General features: G+C 68.3%; 17 protein-coding genes. 15 read left to right on the forward strand and 2 right to left on the reverse strand.

Translation table 11 applies throughout. From position 1 onward, the window contains the following. Positions 1 to 28: 28 nt before the first annotated feature. The 10 genes from ACV229_RS00710 to ACV229_RS00755 all read left to right on the forward strand — a co-directional run bounded on the left by ACV229_RS00710 (position 29) and on the right by ACV229_RS00755 (position 11,264). Positions 29 to 763 (forward strand): DsbC family protein, encoded by a 735-nt coding sequence (locus tag ACV229_RS00710; RefSeq protein ID WP_448081192.1) that lies wholly within the window; start codon positions 29 to 31, stop codon positions 761 to 763. A gap of 324 nt (positions 764 to 1,087) precedes the next feature. Continuing rightward, a complete protein-coding gene (locus ACV229_RS00715) occupies positions 1,088 to 2,110 on the forward strand; it encodes a DNA-binding protein (RefSeq protein ID WP_448081552.1) in 1,023 nt (340 codons plus the stop codon). A 173-nt stretch (positions 2,111 to 2,283) separates the two neighbouring features. Next, positions 2,284 to 2,904, forward strand: a complete 621-nt coding sequence (locus ACV229_RS00720) for a TetR/AcrR family transcriptional regulator (protein ID WP_448081193.1) — start codon at positions 2,284 to 2,286, stop codon at positions 2,902 to 2,904. Positions 2,905 to 2,995: 91 nt separating this feature from the next. After that, entirely contained in the window at positions 2,996 to 4,039 is a 1,044-nt protein-coding gene (locus ACV229_RS00725; RefSeq protein ID WP_448081194.1) for an NADP-dependent oxidoreductase, read from the forward strand. Between the two features lie 99 nt (positions 4,040 to 4,138). After that, positions 4,139 to 4,441 carry a putative quinol monooxygenase gene (locus tag ACV229_RS00730; protein ID WP_448081195.1) on the forward strand — a complete coding sequence of 101 codons (303 nt, stop codon included), beginning with the start codon at positions 4,139 to 4,141 and terminating at the stop codon, positions 4,439 to 4,441. A 123-nt stretch (positions 4,442 to 4,564) separates the two neighbouring features. Beyond that, entirely contained in the window at positions 4,565 to 5,020 is a 456-nt protein-coding gene (locus ACV229_RS00735) for a (2Fe-2S)-binding protein (RefSeq protein ID WP_448081196.1), read from the forward strand. A gap of 111 nt (positions 5,021 to 5,131) precedes the next feature. Continuing rightward, a complete protein-coding gene (locus ACV229_RS00740) occupies positions 5,132 to 7,351 on the forward strand; it encodes a molybdopterin cofactor-binding domain-containing protein (protein WP_448081197.1) in 2,220 nt (739 codons plus the stop codon). 14 nt (positions 7,352 to 7,365) lie between these two features. After that, positions 7,366 to 8,661, forward strand: a complete 1,296-nt coding sequence (locus tag ACV229_RS00745; RefSeq protein ID WP_448081198.1) for a c-type cytochrome — start codon at positions 7,366 to 7,368, stop codon at positions 8,659 to 8,661. A 154-nt stretch (positions 8,662 to 8,815) separates the two neighbouring features. Next, entirely contained in the window at positions 8,816 to 10,261 is a 1,446-nt protein-coding gene (locus ACV229_RS00750; protein WP_448081199.1) for an NAD-dependent succinate-semialdehyde dehydrogenase, read from the forward strand. Positions 10,262 to 10,892: 631 nt separating this feature from the next. After that, on the forward strand, positions 10,893 to 11,264 hold the full coding sequence (locus ACV229_RS00755) for a DUF4430 domain-containing protein (RefSeq protein ID WP_448081200.1): 372 nt from the start codon (positions 10,893 to 10,895) through the stop codon (positions 11,262 to 11,264). A 44-nt stretch (positions 11,265 to 11,308) separates the two neighbouring features. On the opposite strand, the gene tagH is transcribed toward ACV229_RS00755, so the two are convergent. Next, entirely contained in the window at positions 11,309 to 12,754 is a 1,446-nt protein-coding gene (tagH, locus tag ACV229_RS00760; protein WP_448081201.1) for a type VI secretion system-associated FHA domain protein TagH, read from the reverse strand. A gap of 48 nt (positions 12,755 to 12,802) precedes the next feature. Further along, on the reverse strand, positions 12,803 to 13,210 hold the full coding sequence (locus tag ACV229_RS00765; RefSeq protein WP_448081202.1) for a TssQ family T6SS-associated lipoprotein: 408 nt from the start codon (positions 13,208 to 13,210) through the stop codon (positions 12,803 to 12,805). A 627-nt stretch (positions 13,211 to 13,837) separates the two neighbouring features. Here ACV229_RS00765 and tssJ point away from each other — a divergent pair. Genes tssJ through tagF form a run of 5 tightly spaced genes read left to right on the forward strand, consistent with a single transcriptional unit; the run spans position 13,838 to position 21,424 of the window. Further along, complete coding sequence (gene tssJ, locus ACV229_RS00770) at positions 13,838 to 14,356, forward strand: type VI secretion system lipoprotein TssJ (RefSeq protein ID WP_448081203.1); 519 nt, start codon at positions 13,838 to 13,840, stop codon at positions 14,354 to 14,356. After that, entirely contained in the window at positions 14,353 to 15,732 is a 1,380-nt protein-coding gene (gene tssK / locus ACV229_RS00775; RefSeq protein ID WP_448081204.1) for a type VI secretion system baseplate subunit TssK, read from the forward strand. The genes tssJ and tssK overlap by 4 nt, the downstream gene beginning before the upstream one ends. Positions 15,733 to 15,747: 15 nt before the next feature. Next, positions 15,748 to 17,097 carry a DotU family type VI secretion system protein gene (locus ACV229_RS00780; protein WP_448081205.1) on the forward strand — a complete coding sequence of 450 codons (1,350 nt, stop codon included), beginning with the start codon at positions 15,748 to 15,750 and terminating at the stop codon, positions 17,095 to 17,097. Beyond that, positions 17,094 to 20,726 (forward strand): type VI secretion system membrane subunit TssM, encoded by a 3,633-nt coding sequence (gene tssM / locus ACV229_RS00785; RefSeq protein ID WP_448081206.1) that lies wholly within the window; start codon positions 17,094 to 17,096, stop codon positions 20,724 to 20,726. Before ACV229_RS00780 ends, tssM begins: the two co-directional genes overlap by 4 nt. Beyond that, positions 20,723 to 21,424 carry a type VI secretion system-associated protein TagF gene (gene tagF, locus ACV229_RS00790; RefSeq protein WP_448081553.1) on the forward strand — a complete coding sequence of 234 codons (702 nt, stop codon included), beginning with the start codon at positions 20,723 to 20,725 and terminating at the stop codon, positions 21,422 to 21,424. Before tssM ends, tagF begins: the two co-directional genes overlap by 4 nt. Positions 21,425 to 21,458 lie beyond the last annotated feature (34 nt).

Below are 21,458 nucleotides of genomic sequence, written 5' to 3' on the forward strand. Positions count from 1 at the left end.
ACGGCCATAATGAAGTGCAGGAAAGCAAATGAAGACATTGAGACGCTACATTGCAGCGGGTGCCGCGGCCTTGACGCTGACGACCGGCATCGATGGCCTGGCGCAGTCCGATCCTGTCACGGAGAAGTTGGCGGTGACGCTGCAAGTCCGGCTCGGAATGGAAACGTCGATCAAGAGCATTACCAAAACACCGATTGCTGGACTGTTTGAGGTAAATCTCGGCAAGCGAGTCATTTACAGCGACGCGACTGGCAACTATCTGATTCTCGGCGATATCGTCGACGCCCGCACCCGAGCGAATCTCACGCAGGCGCGAAATGACGAACTAAACAAGATCGACTTCGCCAGCCTGCCATTCGATAACGCGGTGAAGCACGTCAAAGGCAACGGCGCACGCAAGATCGCGGTGTTTGCAGATCCGAACTGCGGCTACTGCAAGCAACTTGAGTCAACGCTGATCAACGTCGACAACGTTACCGTGTACACGTTCCTGTACCCGATCCTCACGCCGGATTCGAAGATCAAGGCGAAATCGATCTGGTGCGCCCCGGATCGGGAGAAAGCATGGCAAGCCTGGATGCTCGAGGGGCGTGCACCTAGTGCTGCGGGTACCTGTGACACCGCGGCAATTCAGAGCAACCTCGCACTCGGCCAGCAACTGAACGTCGCCGGCACGCCGACCATCATCCTCGCGGACGGCCGCCGATTGCCGGGCGTGGTGAAGGCCGATCAACTCGATAAGGCGCTCGCGGCGATCCGTTGATCGCGTGTGGGGACCCGGTGCTTCCTGCACGTGCGGATGAAGCACATGCTTGCCCAGATCGATGCCGATCAGCGTGACCTCGCTCATGGCGCGCTCCTCTACCTTCGAACGAACCTCCTATCGTAGAACGGTCGCTGGGATCGGGCTGGCCATTTCATTATGTCCGCTTGCGCGCCGCGTAAGCTATCCGGCCGACCTTATCCATGCGCATGCCCGAAGGGCAAATTTCGACATTATAGAAATAATGTCAAATTGACGGTGCCTGATGATTGGATATCTAACGGTTTACGTTGTATTATTCACAAAAATCCAACCGTCCAGACCATGTCCGACATCGCCGCCGACGAAACCCGCCTCGCCGCCGAGATCGAGCGCCTGAAGGCCGATTTCCCGAAAACCCGCGAGCTGTACCGCGAAGCCTGCGCGCTGCTGTTTTTCCGGTTCGGCATCACGCCGACCGCGAACCGCCTGTACCAGCTCGTCCGCAAAGGCAGCATGAGCACGCCCACGGCCGTGCTCGGCGAGTTCTGGGCCGAACTCCGGGAAAAGAGCCGGGTGCGGATCGAGCATCCGGATTTGCCGTCCGACCTGCAGGCGGCTGCGGGCGAACTGGTCGCGGCGCTATGGCAGCGCTCGACGGCCGCGGCGGAAACGGCACTCGACGCGTTGCGCGCGGAGGTGGAGGCGGAAAGGGTGGCCGCGCGTGCGGAGGTCGCGTCAATGCAGGCCGAACTGGCGCGCACCGAGACGGCGCTGGAGCAACGCACGGCTGCGCTGCTGGCCGCGCAGGTGCGGATTCAGGAACTCGAGCAGGCGCGGGCGGCTGATGGCGCGTCGCAGCGCGCGCTGGCCGCAGAGGTCGAGCGCCTGCAGGCCGACAACGCGGAAGGCGACCGCGCGCTGGCGCAGGCGCGTGCGGATTTCACCGCGCAGCTCGATCGGCTGCGCGACGATGCGAATCGCGCCGAGGACCGGCTGCGCGCATCGGAGAAGCGTGCGCTTCAGGAGATCGATCGCGAGCGGACGGCGGCCGCGCGGCTGCAGAGAGAGATCGACGCGATGGCCGCGCGCGCCGAGCAGCGCCAATTGCAGAACGACTTGCAGCATCGCAACGATGTCGCTGCGCTACAGGCGCAACTCGGCGACGCGCTGCACCGGTGCGGGGTGCTCCAGGGGCAGCTCGACGGCGCACAGGCGGCAAATGCGACGTATGCCGGCGAACTCGAAGCGTTGCGCAGCGCGCGCGCGATTCGGCCGCCTGCGCGCCGCGCGCCGGCACGGGCGGCAGGCGGTGGCGGTCATGCGGCGAAGCCGGGCGCCAAGCGGCGTTCGCCGAAGGGGATCTGATGCCGGATGCGGCCACATGGCCACTGCGCCGGCGTCGACTTCGATGCACGTCGGCTGCCCGCCAGCATCGCGCCCCTGCGCTTCGCGTGAAGCCATTGGGGTAAAGTGCCACTCAAAATGCGGTCCGTCCGTTACTAGACGACCGGTCTAATCGTTTGCTACCATACGCCACCATGAATGCATCTTCAGGCGCGGAAGTCCGCCAGCACATCCTGAATATCGCGAAGCCGATCATGCTCCACAAGGGGTTTTCGGCGGTCGGTCTGAACGAGATTCTCGCAGCGGCGGGCATCCCGAAGGGCTCGTTCTATCACTATTTCGGCTCGAAGGAGGCGTTCGGGGAAGCGCTGCTCGAAGCGTACTTCGACGGCTATCGCGAGCATCTCGACAATCTGCTGGTCCGGCAGCCGGGCACTGCCGCCGAGCGCCTGATGAGCTACTGGGGCAACTGGCTGCACACGCAGTGTGCGGACGATCCGGAAGGCAAGTGCCTCGCGGTGAAGCTCGGCGCCGAGGTGGCCGACCTGTCCGAGGCGATGCGCGCGGTCCTGCGGCGCGGCACCGGCCAGATCATCGACCGGCTCGCGGCCGGCATCGAAGCGGGGCTTGCGGACGGCTCGCTGCACGGGATCGACGATCCGCTGCACACGGCGTCGACGCTGTATGAGCTGTGGCTCGGCGCGACGCTGCTGGAAAAGATCCATCGCAATCGCAAGCCGCTCGAAACGGCAATGGCCGCGACGCTGCGGATGCTGAATCTGCCGCAACCGGACATGCCCGGAGAGCGGTCGTAACCAGGGCGCGCATTGGCGCGCCTTATTTTGTGCCAGTCTCTAGACGACTGGTCTACTAAGAATGGTCGTATCCACGTTGATGGAGGTTCACATGCCGCAAAGCAAGACCGCAAACCGCAGGATCGTCCTCGCTTCGCGCCCGGCGGGCGCGCCCACGCCGGACAATTTCCGCACCGAGACCGCTGCGGTGCCGGTGCCCGCGCCGGGGCAGGTGCTGCTGCGCACGGTCTGGCTGTCGCTCGACCCGTACATGCGCGGCCGGATGAGCGATGCGCCGTCCTATGCGCCGCCGGTGGAACTCGGCGACGTGATGGTCGGCGGGACAGTGAGCGAGGTCGTGTCATCGAACCTGCCCGCGTACCGGGCCGGCGACCTGGTGGTCACGGGCGGCGGCTGGCAGGACTATGCGGTTTCGGACGGCTCCGGCCTGATTCCGCTCGGCCGCGAGTTCGCGCACCCGTCGCATGCGCTCGGCGTGCTCGGCATGCCGGGCTTCACCGCGTACGTCGGGCTGCTCAAGCTCGGCGAGCCGAAAGCCGGCGAGACCGTCGTCGTCGCGGCGGCGAGCGGCGCGGTGGGCGCGGTCGTCGGCCAGATCGCGAAGCTGAAGGGCTGCCGCGTGGTCGGCATTGCCGGCGGCGTGGACAAGTGCGAGTACGTGACCGGTACGCTCGGCTTCGACGCGTGCATCGACCATCGCGATCCGGCATTTGCGCGCAAGCTGGCCGACGCGTGCCCGGACGGCATCGACGTCTATTTCGAAAACGTCGGCGGCGCGGTGTTCGACGCGGTGCTGCCGCTGCTGAATCTCCACGCGCGCGTGCCGGTCTGCGGGCTGATCGCGCATTACAACGACAGCGCGCTGCCGGCCGGCCCCAACCGCCTGCCGCTGTTGATGGCCGCGGTGCTGCGCAAGCGCATCCGGATGCAGGGCTTCATCATCTTCGATCACTACGCGGACAGCCATGCCGCGTTCGTGAAGGACATGAGCGAATGGGTCGTGCAGGGCAAGGTGAAGGCGCGCGAGGACGTCGTCGCCGATCTGGCCGACGCGCCCGCCGCACTGATCGGGCTGCTCGCCGGCGAGAACTTCGGCAAGGTCGTCGTGCGCGTCGGCCCGGACGAACTGGCCTGACTGGCCCGACTGACCTGACCCAGTAAAGCCGCTTTGCACGCCGGCGTCGCATGACGCCGGCTTGTGGCATTCTCGATCCAGCTTCGAAGGAGAAACGACATGCCTGTCTATGTGTTTGCCTCGCTGATCCCGAAGCCCGAATACGCGGAGCGCGTCGAAGCGGAACTGCGCGGCATGGTCGCCGCGTCGCGCACCGAACCGGGCAACCGCCGCTACGACCTGTTCCGTCAGGCGGACGGCGCACCGGGCTTTCACCTGTTCGAGATCTACGACGACGCGCAGGCGCTCGACGCACACCGCGCGAGCGCGCACTACGTCGCGTATCGCGCGCAGGCCGGCGAATGGCTCGCGGAACCGCCGGTCGTCAAGGTGCTGACGGCCGTCGACGCCGTGCAGCCGTAAGGGGGCCGCAGCCCGACTGCCGGGCGTGCTGGACGTCGACCACCGAGTCGCACCACCTCGTCGCACCACCCGGCGCGCGCGTGCCGCGCGCCATCCCCACACCACATCGGCCCCGGAGGCTGAATGATCAATCTGAATATCAACGGCACGACCCATGCAGTCGATGCGCCCGACGACATGCCGCTGCTGTGGGTGCTGCGCGACGTCGTCGGCCTGACCGGCACCAAATTCGGCTGCGGCATCGCGCAGTGCGGCGCGTGCACCGTGCACCTCGACGGTGTCGCGGCGCGTTCGTGCGTGTTGCCGGTCGCCGCGGTCGGCAACCGGAAGATCACGACGATTGAAGCAGTGGGCGCGACGCCGGCCGGACGCAAGGTGCAGCAGGCCTGGCGCGAGCTCGACGTCGTCCAGTGCGGCTACTGCCAGTCGGGCCAGGTGATGGCGGCGAGCGCGCTGATTGCGTCGACCCCGCACCCGAGCGACGCCGATATCGACGCCGCGATGGCCGGCAACATCTGCCGCTGCGGCACCTACAACCGCGTGCGTGCGGCGATCAAGCAAGCCGCGAAGGAGGCCTGAGATGAACGGACGCTCAAGCCAGCTTTGCGCGCTGCCGCCTGAAGGGGCGTTCAGCGTCATTTCCCCGAGGGGACTTCGTTCGGACTGTGGGATTGCGCTGCGGAGGCCGACATGTCACGCGGCCTGATCGAAGCGGGCCGGGCCCGCACGGCGGTGTCGCGCCGCACGTTCCTCAAGGTCGGGATGTCGCTCGGCGCGGCGGCGGGCGGCGGACTGCTGCTCGGCTTCAGCGTGCCGGCGATGGGCGGCGACGCACGGCGCTCGGTGATCGGCGGCGATGCGGACGAAACGCCGCGCCCGGGCGTGTTCGCGCCGAATGCGTTCGTGCAGATCGACCGCAACGGGCAGGTCACGCTCGTGATGCCGAAGGTCGAGATGGGACAGGGCGTGTACACGTCGATTCCGATGCTGATCGCCGAGGAGCTCGACGTGCCGCTGTCGAGCGTGATGCTCGACCACGCGCCGCCCAATGAAAAGCTGTTCTTCGACCCGCTGCTCGGCGGCCAGCTCACCGGCGGCTCGACGTCGATCCGCTACGCATGGGAGCCATTGCGGCGTGCGGGCGCGACCGCGCGCACGCTGCTGGTCGCGGCGGCCGCGAAACAGTGGCGCGTCGATCCGGCAACCTGCCGCGCGGAAAACGGCGAGGTGCAGCATCCGCCGAGCGGGCGCCGCGCGTCGTACGGGCAGCTTGCGGATGCCGCCGCAAAGCTGCCGGTGCCGACGGACGTCGCGCTGAAGAAGCCTGACGAATTCAAGCTGATCGGCAAGCCGGTCAAGCGTCTCGATTCGCCGGAGAAGGTCGACGGCACTGCGCAGTTCGGCCTCGACGTGCGGTTGCCGGGCATGCTGTACGCGGTGATCGTCAACAGCCCCGTGTTCGGCGGCACGGTCGAGAGCGTCGACGACACGGCCGCGAAGCAGATTCGCGGCGTGCGGCAGATCGTGCGCGCCGACAACGCCGTTGCGGTGGTCGGCGATCACACGTGGGCGGCGAAGCGCGGCGCGTCGGCACTCGTCGTGAAGTGGAACGAGGGCGCGGGCGCGAAGGTGTCGACGCAGGACATCGCCGCGGATCACGCGCGGGCCGCGGACAGCGGCAAGGGCGCGGTCGCGCGCAAGGACGGCAACGTCGACAGCGCGTTTGCCGGCGCGAAGACGCGCGTCGACGCGGTCTACGAGCAGCCGTTGCTCGCGCACGCGACGATGGAGCCCGTCAACTGCACGGTGCACGTGCGGCCCGACGGCTGCGAGATCTGGGTCGGCACGCAGGTGCCGACGCGCGTGGTCGATACCGCGCAGCGCATCACGGGCTTTCCGGCCGAGAAGATCGTCGTCAACAACCATCTGCTCGGCGGCGGCTTCGGCCGGCGTCTCGAGACCGACATGGTCACGCAGGCGCTCAAGGTCGGCCGGCAGGTGAACGCGCCGGTGAAGGTCGTGTGGACGCGCGAGGAAGACATCCAGCACGACATGTACCGGCCGTATTACTACGACCGGATTTCCGCGGGCCTCGACGCGAACGGCAAGCCGGTCGCGTGGCGGCACCGGATCGTCGGCTCGTCGATCCTCGCGCGTTTCGCGCCGCCGGCCGTCAAGGACGGCGTCGATCCGGACGCAGTCGAGGTCGCGGCCGAGCTGCCGTACGACCTGCCGAACCAGCTCGTCGACTACGTGCGGCAGGAGCCGCGCCACGTGCCGACCGCGTTTTGGCGCGGCGTCGGGCCGACGCGCAGCACGTTCGTCGTCGAGAGCTTCATCGACGAACTCGCCGCGCAGACGAAAACCGATCCCGTGCAATACCGCCGCGCGCTGCTCGGCAAGACGCCGCGCGCGCGCAACGTGCTCGACGTCGCCGCGCAGGCGGCGGGCTGGGGCGGCGCGCTGCCGAAGGGGCAAGGGCGCGGCGTGTCGGTGATGCACGCGTTCGGCAGCTTCTTTTCGATCGTCGTCGACGTCGCGGTCGACGACGGCGACGTGCAGGTGAAGCGCGTCGTGTGCGCGGTCGACTGCGGGATGGCCGTGAACCCGAACACGATCGAGGCGCAGGTGCAGGGCGGCATCATCTTCGGGATCACGGGTGCGCTCTACGGCGAGATCACGATCGAGAACGGCCGCGTGATGCAGAGCAACTTCACCGACTACCGGATGCTGCGGATCAACGAGACGCCGCCGATCGACGTGCATATCGTGAAGAGCGGCGAAGCGCCGGGCGGGATCGGCGAGCCGGGCACGGCCGCGACGGCGGCCGCGCTGTCGAACGCGATCTTCGCGGCGACCGGCAAGCGGCTGCGCAAGCTGCCGGTCGGCAACCAGTTGAAAACCGCGTGACATCGAGGATCCGGATGAGTCGAATCACAAGACTGGCACGCGCGGTGAGCCTGATCGGCGCGGCCGTCGTCGCGCTGATGGCCGGCACGGCCGCGCAGGCCGCCGCGCCTGACGACGCGCTTGCCGCGCGCGGCGCGTATCTCGCGAAAGCGGGCGATTGCGTCGCTTGCCACACCGCGCCGAACGGCACGCCGTTCGCCGGCGGCCTGAAGATGGAGACGCCGCTCGGCGCGATCTACGCGACCAACCTCACGCCGGACCCGGACACGGGCATCGGCCGCTACACCGAGGCGGAGTTCGCGCGTGCGTTGCGCGCGGGCGTCGCGAAGGACGGCCACAACCTGTATCCGGCGATGCCGTATCCGTCGTACGCGAAGCTCCGGGACGACGACGTGAAGGCCCTCTATGCGTACTTCATGCACGGCGTCGAACCCGTGAAGCAGGCGAACCGCGTGTCCGACATCCCGTGGCCGCTCAACATGCGCTGGCCGCTGAAGTTGTGGAACGCGGTGTTCCTCGACACGACGGCCTACGCGGACAAGGCCGGCAAGGATCCGATGTGGAATCGCGGCGCGTATCTCGTGCAGGGCCTCGGGCACTGCGGGTCGTGCCATACGCCGCGCGGCGTGGGCTTCCAGGAGAAGGCGCTCGACGAGCGTGGCGCGGCATTCCTGTCCGGCGCGCCGATCGACAACTGGTTCGCGTCGAACCTGACGGGCGAGCACAACACGGGGCTCGGCCGCTGGAGCGACGCGGACGTCGCGCAGTTCCTGAAGACCGGCGCGAACCAGCATGCGACCGCGTTCGGCTCGATGGTGAGCGTGATCAACCACAGCACGCAGGCGCTTACCGACGACGACCTGGCGGCGATCGCCCGCTACCTGAAGTCGCTGCCGGCGGCCGGCGGCACGGGCGCGCCGCCTTACCGGTACGATCCTCAGGCGACGCAGGTGTCGCTCGGCCGGCCGGCGAACGATCCGGGTGCGAAGGTGTATAACGCATTCTGTCTGCATTGCCACGGCGCGGACGGGCGCGGTTACGCGCCGCTGCTCGCGCCGCTCGCGGGCAATCCGAACCTGCTCGAGCAGGACGCGACGTCGCTGATCAACGTGACGCTGAACGGCAGCGATACGCTGGTGATCGACGGCGTGCCGTCCGCGTATCCGATGCCGGCGTTCTCGAACGTGCTGACCGACCGGCAGATCGCCGACGTGCTGACGTTCATGCGCGCCGGCTGGAACAACGGCGCGCCCGCCGTGCAGGCGGCGGACGTCGCGAAGCTTCGGAAGGCGACCCGGGCGGCGCGTTGAGCGCGCCCGGTGCCGCACGTGAAGGACGAAACGCGGGTATGCTGCCCGCACATGAAGCCGCCATGCGCGCTGCGCGCCGGCGGCGTTTCCGGTGATCCGCGCGCGCTCGTTCGCGAGGCCGCGCGCTTTTTTGACGCAAAGTAGGGGTGTCTGGATGGCTAACGTGACTTATACGGATACACAACTCCTGATCGACGGCGAGTGGACCGATGCCGTGAGCGGCAAGACAATCGACGTCGTGAACCCGGCGACCGGCAAGGTGATCGGCAAGGTGGCCCATGCGGGCGTGGCCGACCTCGACCGCGCGCTGGCCGCTGCGCAGCGCGGCTTCGAAGCGTGGCGCCGGGTGCCCGCGCACGAGCGCGCGGCGACGATGCGCAAGGCTGCCGCGCTCGTGCGCGAACGCGCCGACACGATCGCGCAGCTGATGACGCAGGAGCAGGGCAAGCCGCTCGTCGAAGCGCGCGTCGAAGTGCTGTCGGCCGCGGACATCATCGAGTGGTTCGCGGACGAAGGGCGCCGTGTCTACGGCCGGATCGTGCCGCCGCGCAACCTCGGCGCGCAGCAGACGGTCGTGAAGGAGCCGGTCGGCCCGGTCGCCGCGTTCACGCCGTGGAACTTCCCGGTCAACCAGGTCGTGCGCAAGCTGAGCGCCGCGCTCGCGACGGGCTGCTCGTTCCTCGTGAAGGCGCCGGAGGAAACGCCGGCGTCGCCGGCCGCGCTGCTGCGCGCGTTCGCCGATGCGGGCGTGCCGGCCGGCGTGATCGGCCTCGTGTTCGGCGATCCGGCCGAGATCTCGTCGTACCTGATCCCGCATCCGGTGATCCGCAAGGTGACGTTCACGGGCTCGACGCCGGTCGGCAAGCAGCTCGCGGCGCTCGCGGGCCTGCACATGAAGCGCGCGACGATGGAGCTCGGCGGCCATGCGCCGGTGATCGTCGCCGAGGACGCGGACGTCGCGCTCGCGGTGAAGGCCGCCGGCGGCGCGAAATTCCGCAACGCGGGCCAGGTCTGCATCTCGCCGACGCGCTTCCTCGTGCACAACAGCATCCGCGACGAATTCACGCGCGCGCTCGTCAAGCATGCGGAAGGGCTGAAGGTCGGCAACGGCCTCGAGGAAGGCACGACGCTCGGCGCGCTCGCGAATCCGCGCCGTCTCACCGCGATGGCGTCCGTCGTGGACAACGCGCGCAAGGTCGGCGCGAGCGTCGAGACAGGCGGCGAGCGGATCGGCTCGGAAGGCAACTTCTTCGCGCCGACCGTGCTCGCGAACGTGCCGCTCGAGGCGGACGTGTTCAACAACGAGCCGTTCGGCCCGGTTGCGGCAATCCGTGGCTTCGACCAACTCGAGGATGCGATCGCGGAAGCGAACCGCCTGCCTTACGGTCTCGCCGGTTATGCGTTCACGCGTTCGTTCGCGAACGTCCATCTGCTCACGCAGCGCCTCGAGGTCGGGATGCTGTGGATCAACCAGCCGGCGACGCCGTGGCCCGAAATGCCGTTCGGCGGCGTGAAGGATTCGGGCTATGGCTCCGAAGGCGGGCCGGAAGCGCTCGAGCCGTATCTCGTCACGAAGTCGGTGACGGTCATGGCCGTGTGACGGGTGGTTGAGTACAGGTAGGCCGCTGCCCCGCGTGTGGTGGGGCGGCGGTCTTTTTTTTGCGCGTTGAACGGGGCGGGATTGTGTCCTTCACGGGTTCCAGGGGCGCGGCCGGCGCCCCGTTTGCGCATGCTGCACAAGAACTTGCAACAGGCATGCGACATATTTTCACTGTGGCCTCTCGGACCGGCGAATGCAGGCTGCGGATTCGAGCGTCATTGCGGGGTGCCGATCCATCGCCTATCCTCTGATCAATACGAATATCGAGATTTCACGGACGGCAAGGGCGCTTGCAATAGATGAATGACAACTGCGCCACAGGCTGTAAATGGCGGCCGTCACCGGAGCATGACCGCAGCGCGACGCGGCATTGCGGTACGTGGTCTACGGAACGGGGATCAAGCTGACGGAACTTGCAACAATCACCGCGCGGCGCTGCCTGATTGAAACAGGCAGCCCGTGGTTGGCTGCGCCTGCGATTTGGCGATCCGTTTGAATCGGGCGAATTGGGCGATCAGCACGGGATCAATTCAGCTCTCCGGCATCCAGGTCAGGACCTTGCACTTTCTACCAAGAAGAAAAAACAGAGGGAGGCAGTTCGGGCATCAACCATCCATTCGGAGATATCGTCATGGCCAACTCGGTAGCGAATCAATTTGTCGATTGGGGTTCAGAATTTCACAATCCGCCGTGGCAAGCGAACGACCGCATCGCGATTGCCCCTGGCGTTACGACTGTATTCGATCTTCTGACGGCCGACGGCGTGTCGCCTGCCCTCAGCCCGCAATGGCAGGGCTCGGGCGCCAGCCTGTTCGTTACGGCCTTGGGTGGCGTAGAGGCTAACCAGGGCGGCAATGGATATTGGTGGGTGTATTTCGTCAACGGCCAGATGCCCGACGTCTCATGCGCGGTCTACACACTGCAACCCGGCGATAGCGTGGCTTGGGACTACAAGCACTACTCGAGCGGATTGAAGCAGGCTGTTCATCCGCCGCTGGTTTGACGTTCGACGCGCAGACTCATGCGGCGCGGCCGGCATCCATCCAGTCAATGCCGGCCGCTCCCCCGATAACTCTCGACTTCCGCGTCGTACGCGGCCAGGAACGCCCTGCCGAACACCGACGCGAAATCGTCCTCGATCGCGAACACCGTGTCGCGATGCGCCGCCGCGTAGCGATCCCACATCCGCGCCTTGTACAGCGCCGGCAGGTGCTTTTCGTACCACTGCTTCGCATCGTCCCGCTCGCGCAGGCGCTGCGGCGAGAAGCGCGTCAGCAGGTCCATCAAGGCCGCGCGCATGCCGGCGACCATGCCGATCTGGTGCGCGTGCAGATCCTGGAACGCATCGTGAACCGCGCTCTGCGGCGACATGAAGCCCGGCAGCGGCAGGCCGAACATCTGCCGCAGCACCGCGCCGCCGTCCGGCAGCATCTTCAGCGGATTGTTCTCGCGGTCCAGCAGCATCGTCATGTGGGCTTTCACCTCGCGCTTCAGGATGCTGCGCGACGACAGCAGCTCCACCGTGCCGTTCGCGAACAACGCAAGCAGCTGGCCCGCGATGAAGAGCTGCTCCGTCGACCAGCGATGCGGATCGGCGGCCGCGTCGAGCCCGGCGCCTTCGAAGAACGCGCGCAGCAGCGCGTTGGGCGTCGCAGGTTCGGCGGACGGTGGGGCGGACGACGCAGCTGACGACGAGGCTGACGACGCAGCATCGTGCGCCGGCTGCGGCGCGTCGGCGGGCGTTGCCGCCGGCTGCACGCGCATGGGCTGCGTCCATTCCGGCGCGTGGTCCGCTTGCGTGAAGGACGTGCCCGAACCGGCGGTATCGCGCGGCATGCCGGCCGGCGAATCGGCGGGGGCAGCGGAATGCGCGAACAGGTCGAGCGGATCGGTCGACAGCTGATGCAGGTCGCGCGGCGCTGCAGCGGCATGTGCGGCAGGCGTGGCGGGGTGCTCCGGTGCCGCGCCGCGCGGCGGGTCGGCGAGGTTGCCGTCCGCTTGCGTCCCTGCTGACTTGCCCGACTGCGGGCCCGAGTCGGCGGCACCAGGTGCGCGGCCGAAGCGGTCGTGCAGCCGCCCCCAGAGCCGGTTGCCCGAGCCTTTCGCGTCGCCGGGAGGTTCTGCGGCGGCGCGCGCGTCCATGTCGACGGTCCGCTCGCGCGCCGCGGCGTCGTCATCGTCGCGCTCCGCTCGCAGCACGTACGGGCCGATCCGGATGATGTCGCCTGAATTGAGCGGCCGCTCCTGCGCATAGCCGATCGGCACGCGGTTCACTTCGATCGTCGACACGCTGCTCAGGTTCTTCAGCAGGCACGCGTCGTCGCCGACCTGCAGCAGCGCCTGCAGGCGCGAGATCTGCCGGGTGTCGTCGTGCAGCACGAGGTGGTTGTCGGTGGCCCGGCCGATGGTGCCGCCCGGCGGGTGAAACACGACGGCGTCGTAATGGTCGTCGTCGACCGGTTCACCGGCGTGTTCGATCACGATCAGTTGCATGGCATGCATCGCCCGATGGATGAAGCGCTTGCGGAGAAACCGGTTCGATCAGGACGACGACGCATGTTTGCGGCGCGCGGCCTCGAACGCGGGCCCCCAGATCGGATGCCCCCGCTCGGCGGGGGACAGGTCGAAGCGCGGATTGAGATCGAGAATCTTCGAGAACTCGGCCCGGCACAGCGTGACGCGGTTCGTCACGCAATAGCTGAACGCGAGCAGCTTGTGCGCGGCCACCTGCGTGTCGGCGTCGGCGCCGTCGATTTCGCGCGCGTGGACGAGGATCGCGATCGTGCGCCCGTAATCGCCTGCGTCGTACGCGGCACGCGCGCTGTCGACCGTCGCGTGCGCGGCCGACACGGTCGGCGACGGTGGCGGCGTTGGCGACATCATGCTGCAGCCGCCGATCCCCAGTAACAGGACGCCAACGAAAACGACGAGCGTCGAACGGCCGTTCATTGTTGAAATGGATGGTCGGGTTGATTTGAATGGTCACTTGCAATGCTGTTGGATTCTAGTGCCAATAATCCGGCGCGGATTCGCTGTTACGTTTTGTTTCATCTTGAAACAATAATCCGAGTCGAGTGCCTTCTCGTATTTCGTCTGCGCCTTGTGAATCCGTAAAATCGAAACTATAGTTCGGTGTGCTTTTGGGTTTCGTCAGTTGTTTGGCAGCGCTTGTCCATGTGCGTAAAAGCGGGCCGTTTATTCCGGCGGCATGAACAGCTTGGCACGTCATCCGCGTCGCGTGCTGACGCCTGTCTCCGGGCCGGCGGAGGCGCGTCGTGCCTGCCTGGCGGCTGGTCCCGCGCCGGAACCGGACGGCCGGCGCGAACCGATGCGGTAAACGACTCCTCGAATTGGTCGACATTAACTGAATAATCAATCGCTTCCCCAATTTCATCTTCGAAAATATTTGGTGATTTGACCCGGCTTTTTGTATGAACAAATTGCCGGATGAAATTGCCGCGAAAGGATATCGAAATTACGTAATTACCGATCTAGAAATTTCCCCTTTATTAAAGAGCGATCCGGATTCCGTCGACGGGAAACCGGGGGAGTTTTATTGCGCTGCGAGGATGGAATATGCGACGGCGGGCCGGTGGTTTCATCGTAGTGGGATGCGTGCTGCTGTTCTCGGGGTGCGGGGCGACCGAGCGGAATGTCGCGGTGCCGTATGCGATCACGGTCGACGTCGCGCCCGATGTGAATCCGGATCGCAACCGGAAGCCGTCGCCGATCGTGCTGAAGGTGTTCCAGCTCAAGACGGCGTCGTCGTTCGAGAGCGCCGATTTCTTCTCGCTGCAGGACAAGCCGGAGAGCGTGCTCGGCGCGGACCTGCTCGCGGTCGACCGCGTCATCCTGCGGCCCGGCGATGCGCGCACGCTGCACTACCCGGGCAACGTCGAAGCGGGGACGCTCGGCGTCGTCGCCGAATACCGCGTGCTCGACAAGAACCGCTGGCGTCTGACGGTGCCGCTGCCGCGCGCGAAACAGCTGAACCTCTACAAGTTCTGGCAGACGTCGCCGGGCGAAATGAAAGTGTCGATCGTGGTCCGCAATGGCGGCATCGGGATCGGCGGCGATGCGCGGGGGCGGCCATGAACGAACCGACGTTGTCCGCGACGCCCGTCGCCGCGCTGCGCCAGCGCGTGGTATGGACCGAGGGGATGTTCCTGCGGCCGCAGCATTTCCAGCAGCTCGAGCGCCATTGGGAGCGCTACGTCGGGATGCGCTGCCTGCCGCTGCAAGGCTTCTACTGGGGCTTCGACGCACTGGAGATCGATCGCGAACGGCTCGCGCTCGGCCAGGTCGCGCTGCGCGCGGCGTCGGGCGTGATGCGCGACGGCACGCCGTTCGACCTGTCGCATCCTGACGATCTGCCCGAGCCGCTCGACGTGCCGGCCGATGCGAAGGACGCGCTCGTCGTGCTCGCATTGCCGCACTGGCGCGGCGGTGCGGAGGACGTGTCGTTCGGCGCAGCAGGCGAAGCGGGTGACGCGGAGATCGCGCGCTATGTCGTGCGCGAATACGAGGTGGCCGATGCGAACGCGGTCGCGCTCGGCCCCGCGCTGCTGCAGACCGGCCGCCTGAACGTGCGGCTGATGCTTGAAACGCAACGGTCGGGCGACTGGCACGCGCTCGGCGTCGCGCGGATCGTCGAGCGCCGCACGGACGGACGGCTCGTCGTCGACGACGGCTACGTGTCGCCGCGGCTCGTCGCGCAGCACGATCCGCTGCTGCTGCGCTTCACGCGCGAGCTGCACGGGCTCCTCACGCAGCGCAGCGAGGCGCTGGCGGCGCGGCTGTCGGAACCCGGGCGCGGCGGCGTGTCGGAGGTTGCGGATTTCCTGCTGCTGCAGCTCGTGAACCGCTATCTGGCGCTCACGTGGCACGCGCAGCAGGATGTCGCCACGCATCCGGAGACGCTGTTCTGCGACTGGCTGAAGCTCGCGTGCGACCTGAGCACGTTCACGGCGGCCGGCCGGCGGCCGCAGGCGCTCGCCGTCTATCGGCACGACGACCTGCGCTCGAGCTTCGGCGAGCTGATGGCGGAGCTGCGCCGGTCGTTGTCGACCGTGCTCGAGCAGAACGCGATCCAGATCGAGCTGCGCGATGCGGGCAACGGGATGAAGGTCGCGACGATCGCCGATCCGGCGCTGCGCGACACGGCCGGCTTCGTGCTCGCGGTGCGCGCGGACGTGCCGGCCGACAGCCTGCGCACGCGGTTTCCGGCGCAGGCCAAGCTCGGGCCCGTCGAGCGGATCCGCGATCTCGTGCAGCTTCAGCTGCCGGGCATCGGGATGCGCCAGCTGCCGGTCGCGCCGCGGCAGATTCCGTATCACGCGGGCCATACGTACTTCGAGATCGACAAGGGGGGCGACCTGTGGAAGCAGCTCGCGCGCTCCGGCGGGCTCGCATTTCATCTGGCCGGCGAATTCCCGGGACTCTCGATGGAGTTCTGGGCGATTCGCGGGTGACGGCGGGAGGGCGCGATGAACTCATCTCCCGATTCGATTTCCGCCGGCGCAGGCGGGTTCGTGCCGCCGAATCCGGGGGGCACGTATCCTGCGGCGGGGGCAGGCGCGGCCGGCCCCGCCGCGACGCAGCCGAGGCCCGGCCGCTGGGCCGCGAGCGGCACGAATCCGCTCGTCGCGGCCGCGAATCCGCTGCTCAACCTCGTGCCGCAGATCCGCTCGACCGTCCATCACCCGAACCCCGCGTGGCTGCGCGAGCATCTCGTCGTCGAGATCCGGCAGTTCGAAGCACGCGCGCAGGAGGCGGGCGTTGCGTCCGAGGCGATCATCGGCGCGCGCTACTGCCTGTGCACGGCGCTCGACGAGGCCGCCGCGCTGACGCCGTGGGGCGGCAGCGTGTGGTCGTCGCACAGCCTGCTCGTGTCGTTCCACAACGAGACCTGGGGCGGCGAGAAATTCTTCCACCTGCTCGAGCGGCTGTCGCAGCAGCCGCGCCAGCATCTCGATCTGCTAGAGCTGCTGTATTACTGCCTCGCGCTCGGCTTCGAGGGCCGCTATCGCGTGCTCGACAACGGCCATGCGCAGATCGACGCGCTCAGGCACCAGCTCGCGCTGACGATCCGCTCGGTGCGCGGCGAGTTCGATCCGGCGCTGTCGCCGCACTGGCGCGACGTCGTCACGCGCGACGTCGCGCGCCGCTTCACGGTGCCGCTGTGGGTCTGCGCGGCGCTCGCGCTGCTGATCGGGTTCGGCCTGTTCGCCGGTTTGCGGATCGCGCTGGCCGGCCATTCTGACCGATTGTTCGCGTCGATCGATGCGCTGCACGTGCCGCGGCTGCAGCCTGCGCAACCGGCGCCGCATCCCGCGCCCGCGCCGCGCATCGCGAAGTTCCTCGAGCCGGAAATCGCGGCGGGCCTCGTGTCCGTGCGCGACGAAGCGGATCGCAGCGTGATCGTGCTGCGCGGCGACGGGCTGTTCCAGTCGGGTTCGACGTCGGTGATCGACCGCTACCTGCCGGTGTTGTCGCGCGTCGCGGACGCGCTGAACCAGGTGCCCGGCAACGTACGCGTGAGCGGCTATACGGACGACACGCCGGTGCACACCGCGCGCTTCGCGTCGAACTGGGACCTGTCCCGGGAGCGCGCGGAAGCGGTCCGCAGCCTGCTCGCGGCGCGGCTCGCGCATCCCGAGCGGCTTTCGGCGGAAGGCCGCGGCACGCTCGATCCGGTCGCGCCGAACGACACGCCCGCCAACCGCGCGCGCAACCGGCGCGTCGAGATCACGCTGATGCTCGCGCCCGGCGCGGACAACACGGCCAACACGGCCGCAGACAACGCCGCGACGACGAAGGAGGCGCCCGGAGCATGAACCAGGCCATTGCCCGCTTCCGCTTCGTCCGCCCGCTGCCGTCGCGGGCCGTCTGGACGTTCGCCGGCCTCGCCGTGCTGGCATGCTTCATCTGGCTCGCGGGCCCGCTGCTCGCGTTCGCGGACGTCCGGCCGCTCGACAGCGGCTGGGCGCGCGCGCTGACGATCGCCGCGCTGTTCGCCGTGTGGGGCGCGCGCATCGCGTGGCGCAGCTGGCGGGCCGGGCAGCTCAACGCGCAACTGCTGAACCAGCTGCGCGAAGCGGCGCCGCATCCGGCCGCCGGCGATCCCGCGAAGGCGCAGCTCGACGAACTGCGCAGCCGTTTCGACGAAGCCGCGACGCTGCTGAAGAAGGTCCGCTTCGGGCAGGCCGACGGCGCGCGCAGCCGCGGCTGGTCGCGCTGGCTCGGGCGGCTGTCGCGTCAGTACCTGTACCAGCTCCCGTGGTACGTGTTCATCGGCGCGCCGGGCTCGGGCAAGACGACGGCGCTCGTCAACTCGGGGCTCACCTTTCCGCTTGCCGAGCAGTTCGGCCGCGCGGCGATCCGCGGCGTCGGCGGCACGCGGCACTGCGACTGGTGGTTTACGAACGACGCGGTGCTGATCGACACGGCCGGCCGCTATACGACGCACGAAGGCAACCGCGCGCTCGACGAGGCCGAGTGGAAGGGCTTCGTCGACCTGCTGAAGAAATACCGCGCGCGCCAGCCGCTGAACGGCGCGATGCTGACGATCAGCGTCGCGGACCTGCTCGGCGCGTCGGAGGCCGAACGCACGCAGCACGCGATGGTGCTGCGCAAGCGCCTGCTCGAACTGCGCGCGCAGCTCGGGATCCGCTTCCCCGTGTATCTGCTCGTGACGAAGGCCGATCTGCTCGCGGGTTTCGCCGAGTATTTCGGCGGGTACGGCCGCGTGGAGTGCGCGCAGGTATGGGGTTTCACGTTCCCGCTCGCCGACAGCGAGAAGCCGGGCTTCGACCTGCGCGCGGCGTTCGACAGCGAGTACCGGCTGCTGCACCGGCGGCTCAACGACGCGCTGCCCGAGCTGCTCGCGTCGCAGACTGATGCGCGGCAGCGCGAGATGACCTATCTGCTGCCGCAGCAGATCGCGGATCTGCAGGACCTGCTCGGCCAGTTCGTCGCCGAGGTGTTCTCGGTGTCGAGCTTCGAGCCGATGCCGATGCTGCGCGGCGTCTACCTGACGAGCGGCACGCAGGAGGGCACCGCGTTCGACCGCGTGATGAGCGGCATCAAGCGCTTCCTGAAGATCGAGGGCGTGCCGCCCGTCGCGCAGGCGGGCTTGGCCGGGCGCAGCTTCTTCCTGAAGTCGCTGCTGCAGGAGCACATCTTCCGCGAGGCGGCGCTCGCGGGCAGCAACCTGCGCTGGCACCGGCGGCGGCGCGTGCTGCAGGCCACCGGCTACGTCGCGCTCGCGCTCGTGTGCATCGCGGTGCTGTTCGCGTGGCTGCGCAGCTATTCGAACAACCGCGCGTATCTGGATGAAGTCGCCGCGCGCGTGCCGGCCGTCGACGCGGAGATCGGCCGCGCGAAGATCGCGGACGCGGCCGACGTCGCGCGGCTGTTGCCCGTGCTCGATGCGCTCGGCAACCTGTCGAACGCAGGCGGCCTCGATCTCGCCCATCCGCCGCTCGCGTACCGCTGGGGGCTGTTCCAGGGCGAGAAGATCGAGGAGGCGGTCGACGTCGTCTACCGGCGCGCGCTCGACGACGTGCTGCTGCCGATCGCCGCGAACCGGATGGAAGCCGCGCTGCGCGACGCGCGGCCCGGCGACAGCGAATACGCGTACGCGGCGTTGAAGGCGTACCTGATGCTGTACGACAGCGCGCATTACGACCCCGCGTTCGTGCAGGCCGTCGTCGACCTCGAGATGGAACGCGCGCTGCCCGCCGATTTCTCGCCGGCACAGCGTGCCGCGCTGCGTGCGCATCTCGCGGCGCTGTTCGGCAATCGCGTCGCGGTGTCGCCGTTCCCGATGAACGAGCGGCTCGTCGCGGACGTGCGCGAGCGGCTGCGGCAGGTACCGTTCTCGCAGCGGCTGTACAGCCAGCTCACGCGCACACTGCGCGCGGCCACCGCGTCGTACGACTTCAGCGTCGCGCGTGCGGTCGGCCCCGATGCGTCGCTCGTGTTCCGGCGCGAGAGCGGCAAGCCGCTCGCCGACGGCGTGCCGGGCCTCTACACGCGCAACGGCTACCGGAACGTGTTCGCGCCGCACCTGCCGGGCGCGATCGAGCAGTACGGACGCGAGGAGGTGTGGGTGCTGAACCTCGGCGCGTCGGAGATTCCGAACGCGAACGACGCGGCCGCGTGGGCGCGCGACGTCCGGCAGCGCTACCTGAACGACTACCTGAAGACCTGGGACGACTATCTGGCCGACATCCGGCTGCAGCACACGGCGACGCTCGCGCAGAGCATCCAGGTCGCGCGGATGCTGTCGTCGGCGGATTCGCCGCTGACCCGGCTGATGGTCGCGCTCGCGCGCGACACCGCGCTCGGCGATGCGCCGGGAGGCGCGCGCAACCTCGCGTCGCGCGCGCAGGACAAGGTCGACGAGGCGCGCAGTTCGCTCGCGCAGATCTTCGCGGGACAGCCGGGCAGCGACGCGGGGGCGGCGGCCGCCCCCGCGAGCCCCGAGCAGGTCGTCGACAGCCACTTCGCGGGGCTGCGTGCGTTCGCGCCGGGCAGCGGCGACCAGGCCGCGGCGTTCGACGCGGTGCTGAAGGCGATCGACGCGCTGTACACGTACCTGACCGCGACCGACGACGCGGTGCGCAGCGGCGCGACGCCGCCGCCGTCCGACGCGCCGGCGCGGCTGCGTGCACAGGCCGGGCGGCTGCCGACACCGTTCCGCGAAGTGCTCGACGACCTGTCGAACGTCGCGAACGGCAGCGTCGCGACCGTCGAGCAGCGCAGCGTCGCGCAGCGCGCGGGCGCGAACGTCGGCGAGTTCTGCCGGCAGGCGATCACGGGCCGCTATCCGTTCGCGCACGGTTCGGCGCGCGACGTCGCGCCGTCCGATTTCGCGCAGCTCTTTGCGCCGGGCGGCCTGATGGACGACTTCTTCCAGAAGAACCTGCAGCCGATCGTCGACACGACGTCGCATCCGTGGCGATTCGCGAACCGCAACGCCGACGCCGATCCGTCGGCCGCCGCGATGCTCGCGTCGTTCGAGAAGGCGGCGGTGATCCGCGACGTGTATTTCGCGGGCGGCGCGCGGACCGCCCAGCTGAAGGTGCAGATCGAGCCGCTCGAAATGGACCCGTCGATCTCCGAGATGGTGCTCGACGTCGACGGGCAGATCGTCCGTTACGCGCACGGGCCGCTCGTGCCGAGCGCCGTGCAGTGGCCGGGCCCGCGCGGCAGCAACCAGGTGCGGCTGCAGGCGACCGGGCTTTCCGGCGCCGCGGACGGCTTGACGACCGACGGGCCGTGGGCGCTGCACCGGCTGTTCGACCGCGCGGCGCTTTCGGCCGGGCGCGGGCCGGAGCAGTTGATCGCGCGCCTGTCCGTCGACGGGAAGCCGATCGTGCTGCAGGTGACGGCAGACAGTGTGCGCAATCCGTTCAGGTTGGCCCAGATGGAGTCCTTCACATGCCCTCCGAAGCCATGAGCCCGACGCCGCCGCTCGCCTACGACGGCGCACCGCCCGCGTGGTACGGAAAGATCCCCGGCGCCGGCGACTTCGTCAACCGCCGGCTACCGCACGCGCTCGCCGGCTGGTGGGAGCGCTGGTTCCAGCAGGGCATGGCCGCGATGCGCCAGCGCGGCAAGGACGACATCGAGCGCTACTACACGATCGCGCCGGTCTGGAATTTCCTGATTCCGGCGGGCGCCGGCGCGCAATGCGTGCAGCCCGGCTGCCTCGCGCCGAGCTGCGATCGCGTCGGGCGCTATTACCCGTTGCTCGTCACGCTGCCGTTGCGCGAGATCGATTACTGGAGCGGGCTGCCGGACGCGGCGGACGCGTTCTACTGGCAGGTCGGCAGCGCGTTGCTCGATGCGATCCGGCATGCGCGCGCGCCCGTCGATCTCGACGAATCGCTGGAAAAGGTGCGGCTCGTGCCGGGCGATCCGTCCGTCATGCCGCCGCGCGTGCAGGGCGGCGTGGCGGACGGATCGTCGGTGGAGCCGGAGCCGGCGCCGTTGGCGACGCCCGCGTGGCCCGGGCTGTCGGGCTATTTCGATCCGCACGGCGCGACGAGCTTCTGGTGGACGAATCGCGCCGACGGCTCACCGCTGCGCACGCACGCGCATACGGGCGTGCCGGACAGCTTGCTGTTCCTGCGGCTGTTCGGCGACGGCATCTAGCGCCGAAGGGTGCACCAGGTGACGCGGCGCTGGC

The sequence above is a fragment of the Burkholderia sp. MR1-5-21 genome, assembly GCF_053427715.1.

Bases quoted from the DNA above. Each gene is read 5' to 3' on its own strand.
- ACV229_RS00780 (WP_448081205.1), top strand. From the start codon at position 15,748: ATGAACTCATCTCCCGATTCGATTTCCGCCGGCGCAGGCGGGTTCGTG.
- ACV229_RS00750 (WP_448081199.1), top strand. From the start codon at position 8,816: ATGGCTAACGTGACTTATACGGATACACAACTCCTGATCGACGGCGAG.
- tssM (WP_448081206.1), top strand. From the start codon at position 17,094: ATGAACCAGGCCATTGCCCGCTTCCGCTTCGTCCGCCCGCTGCCGTCG.
- ACV229_RS00720 (WP_448081193.1), top strand. From the start codon at position 2,284: ATGAATGCATCTTCAGGCGCGGAAGTCCGCCAGCACATCCTGAATATC.
- ACV229_RS00740 (WP_448081197.1), top strand. From the start codon at position 5,132: ATGTCACGCGGCCTGATCGAAGCGGGCCGGGCCCGCACGGCGGTGTCG.
- tagH (WP_448081201.1), bottom strand. From the start codon at position 12,754: ATGCAACTGATCGTGATCGAACACGCCGGTGAACCGGTCGACGACGAC.
- ACV229_RS00755 (WP_448081200.1), top strand. From the start codon at position 10,893: ATGGCCAACTCGGTAGCGAATCAATTTGTCGATTGGGGTTCAGAATTT.
- ACV229_RS00765 (WP_448081202.1), bottom strand. From the start codon at position 13,210: ATGAACGGCCGTTCGACGCTCGTCGTTTTCGTTGGCGTCCTGTTACTG.
- ACV229_RS00715 (WP_448081552.1), top strand. From the start codon at position 1,088: ATGTCCGACATCGCCGCCGACGAAACCCGCCTCGCCGCCGAGATCGAG.
- ACV229_RS00710 (WP_448081192.1), top strand. From the start codon at position 29: ATGAAGACATTGAGACGCTACATTGCAGCGGGTGCCGCGGCCTTGACG.
- ACV229_RS00745 (WP_448081198.1), top strand. From the start codon at position 7,366: ATGAGTCGAATCACAAGACTGGCACGCGCGGTGAGCCTGATCGGCGCG.
- ACV229_RS00730 (WP_448081195.1), top strand. From the start codon at position 4,139: ATGCCTGTCTATGTGTTTGCCTCGCTGATCCCGAAGCCCGAATACGCG.
- ACV229_RS00725 (WP_448081194.1), top strand. From the start codon at position 2,996: ATGCCGCAAAGCAAGACCGCAAACCGCAGGATCGTCCTCGCTTCGCGC.
- ACV229_RS00735 (WP_448081196.1), top strand. From the start codon at position 4,565: ATGATCAATCTGAATATCAACGGCACGACCCATGCAGTCGATGCGCCC.
- tssK (WP_448081204.1), top strand. From the start codon at position 14,353: ATGAACGAACCGACGTTGTCCGCGACGCCCGTCGCCGCGCTGCGCCAG.
- tssJ (WP_448081203.1), top strand. From the start codon at position 13,838: ATGCGACGGCGGGCCGGTGGTTTCATCGTAGTGGGATGCGTGCTGCTG.
- tagF (WP_448081553.1), top strand. From the start codon at position 20,723: ATGAGCCCGACGCCGCCGCTCGCCTACGACGGCGCACCGCCCGCGTGG.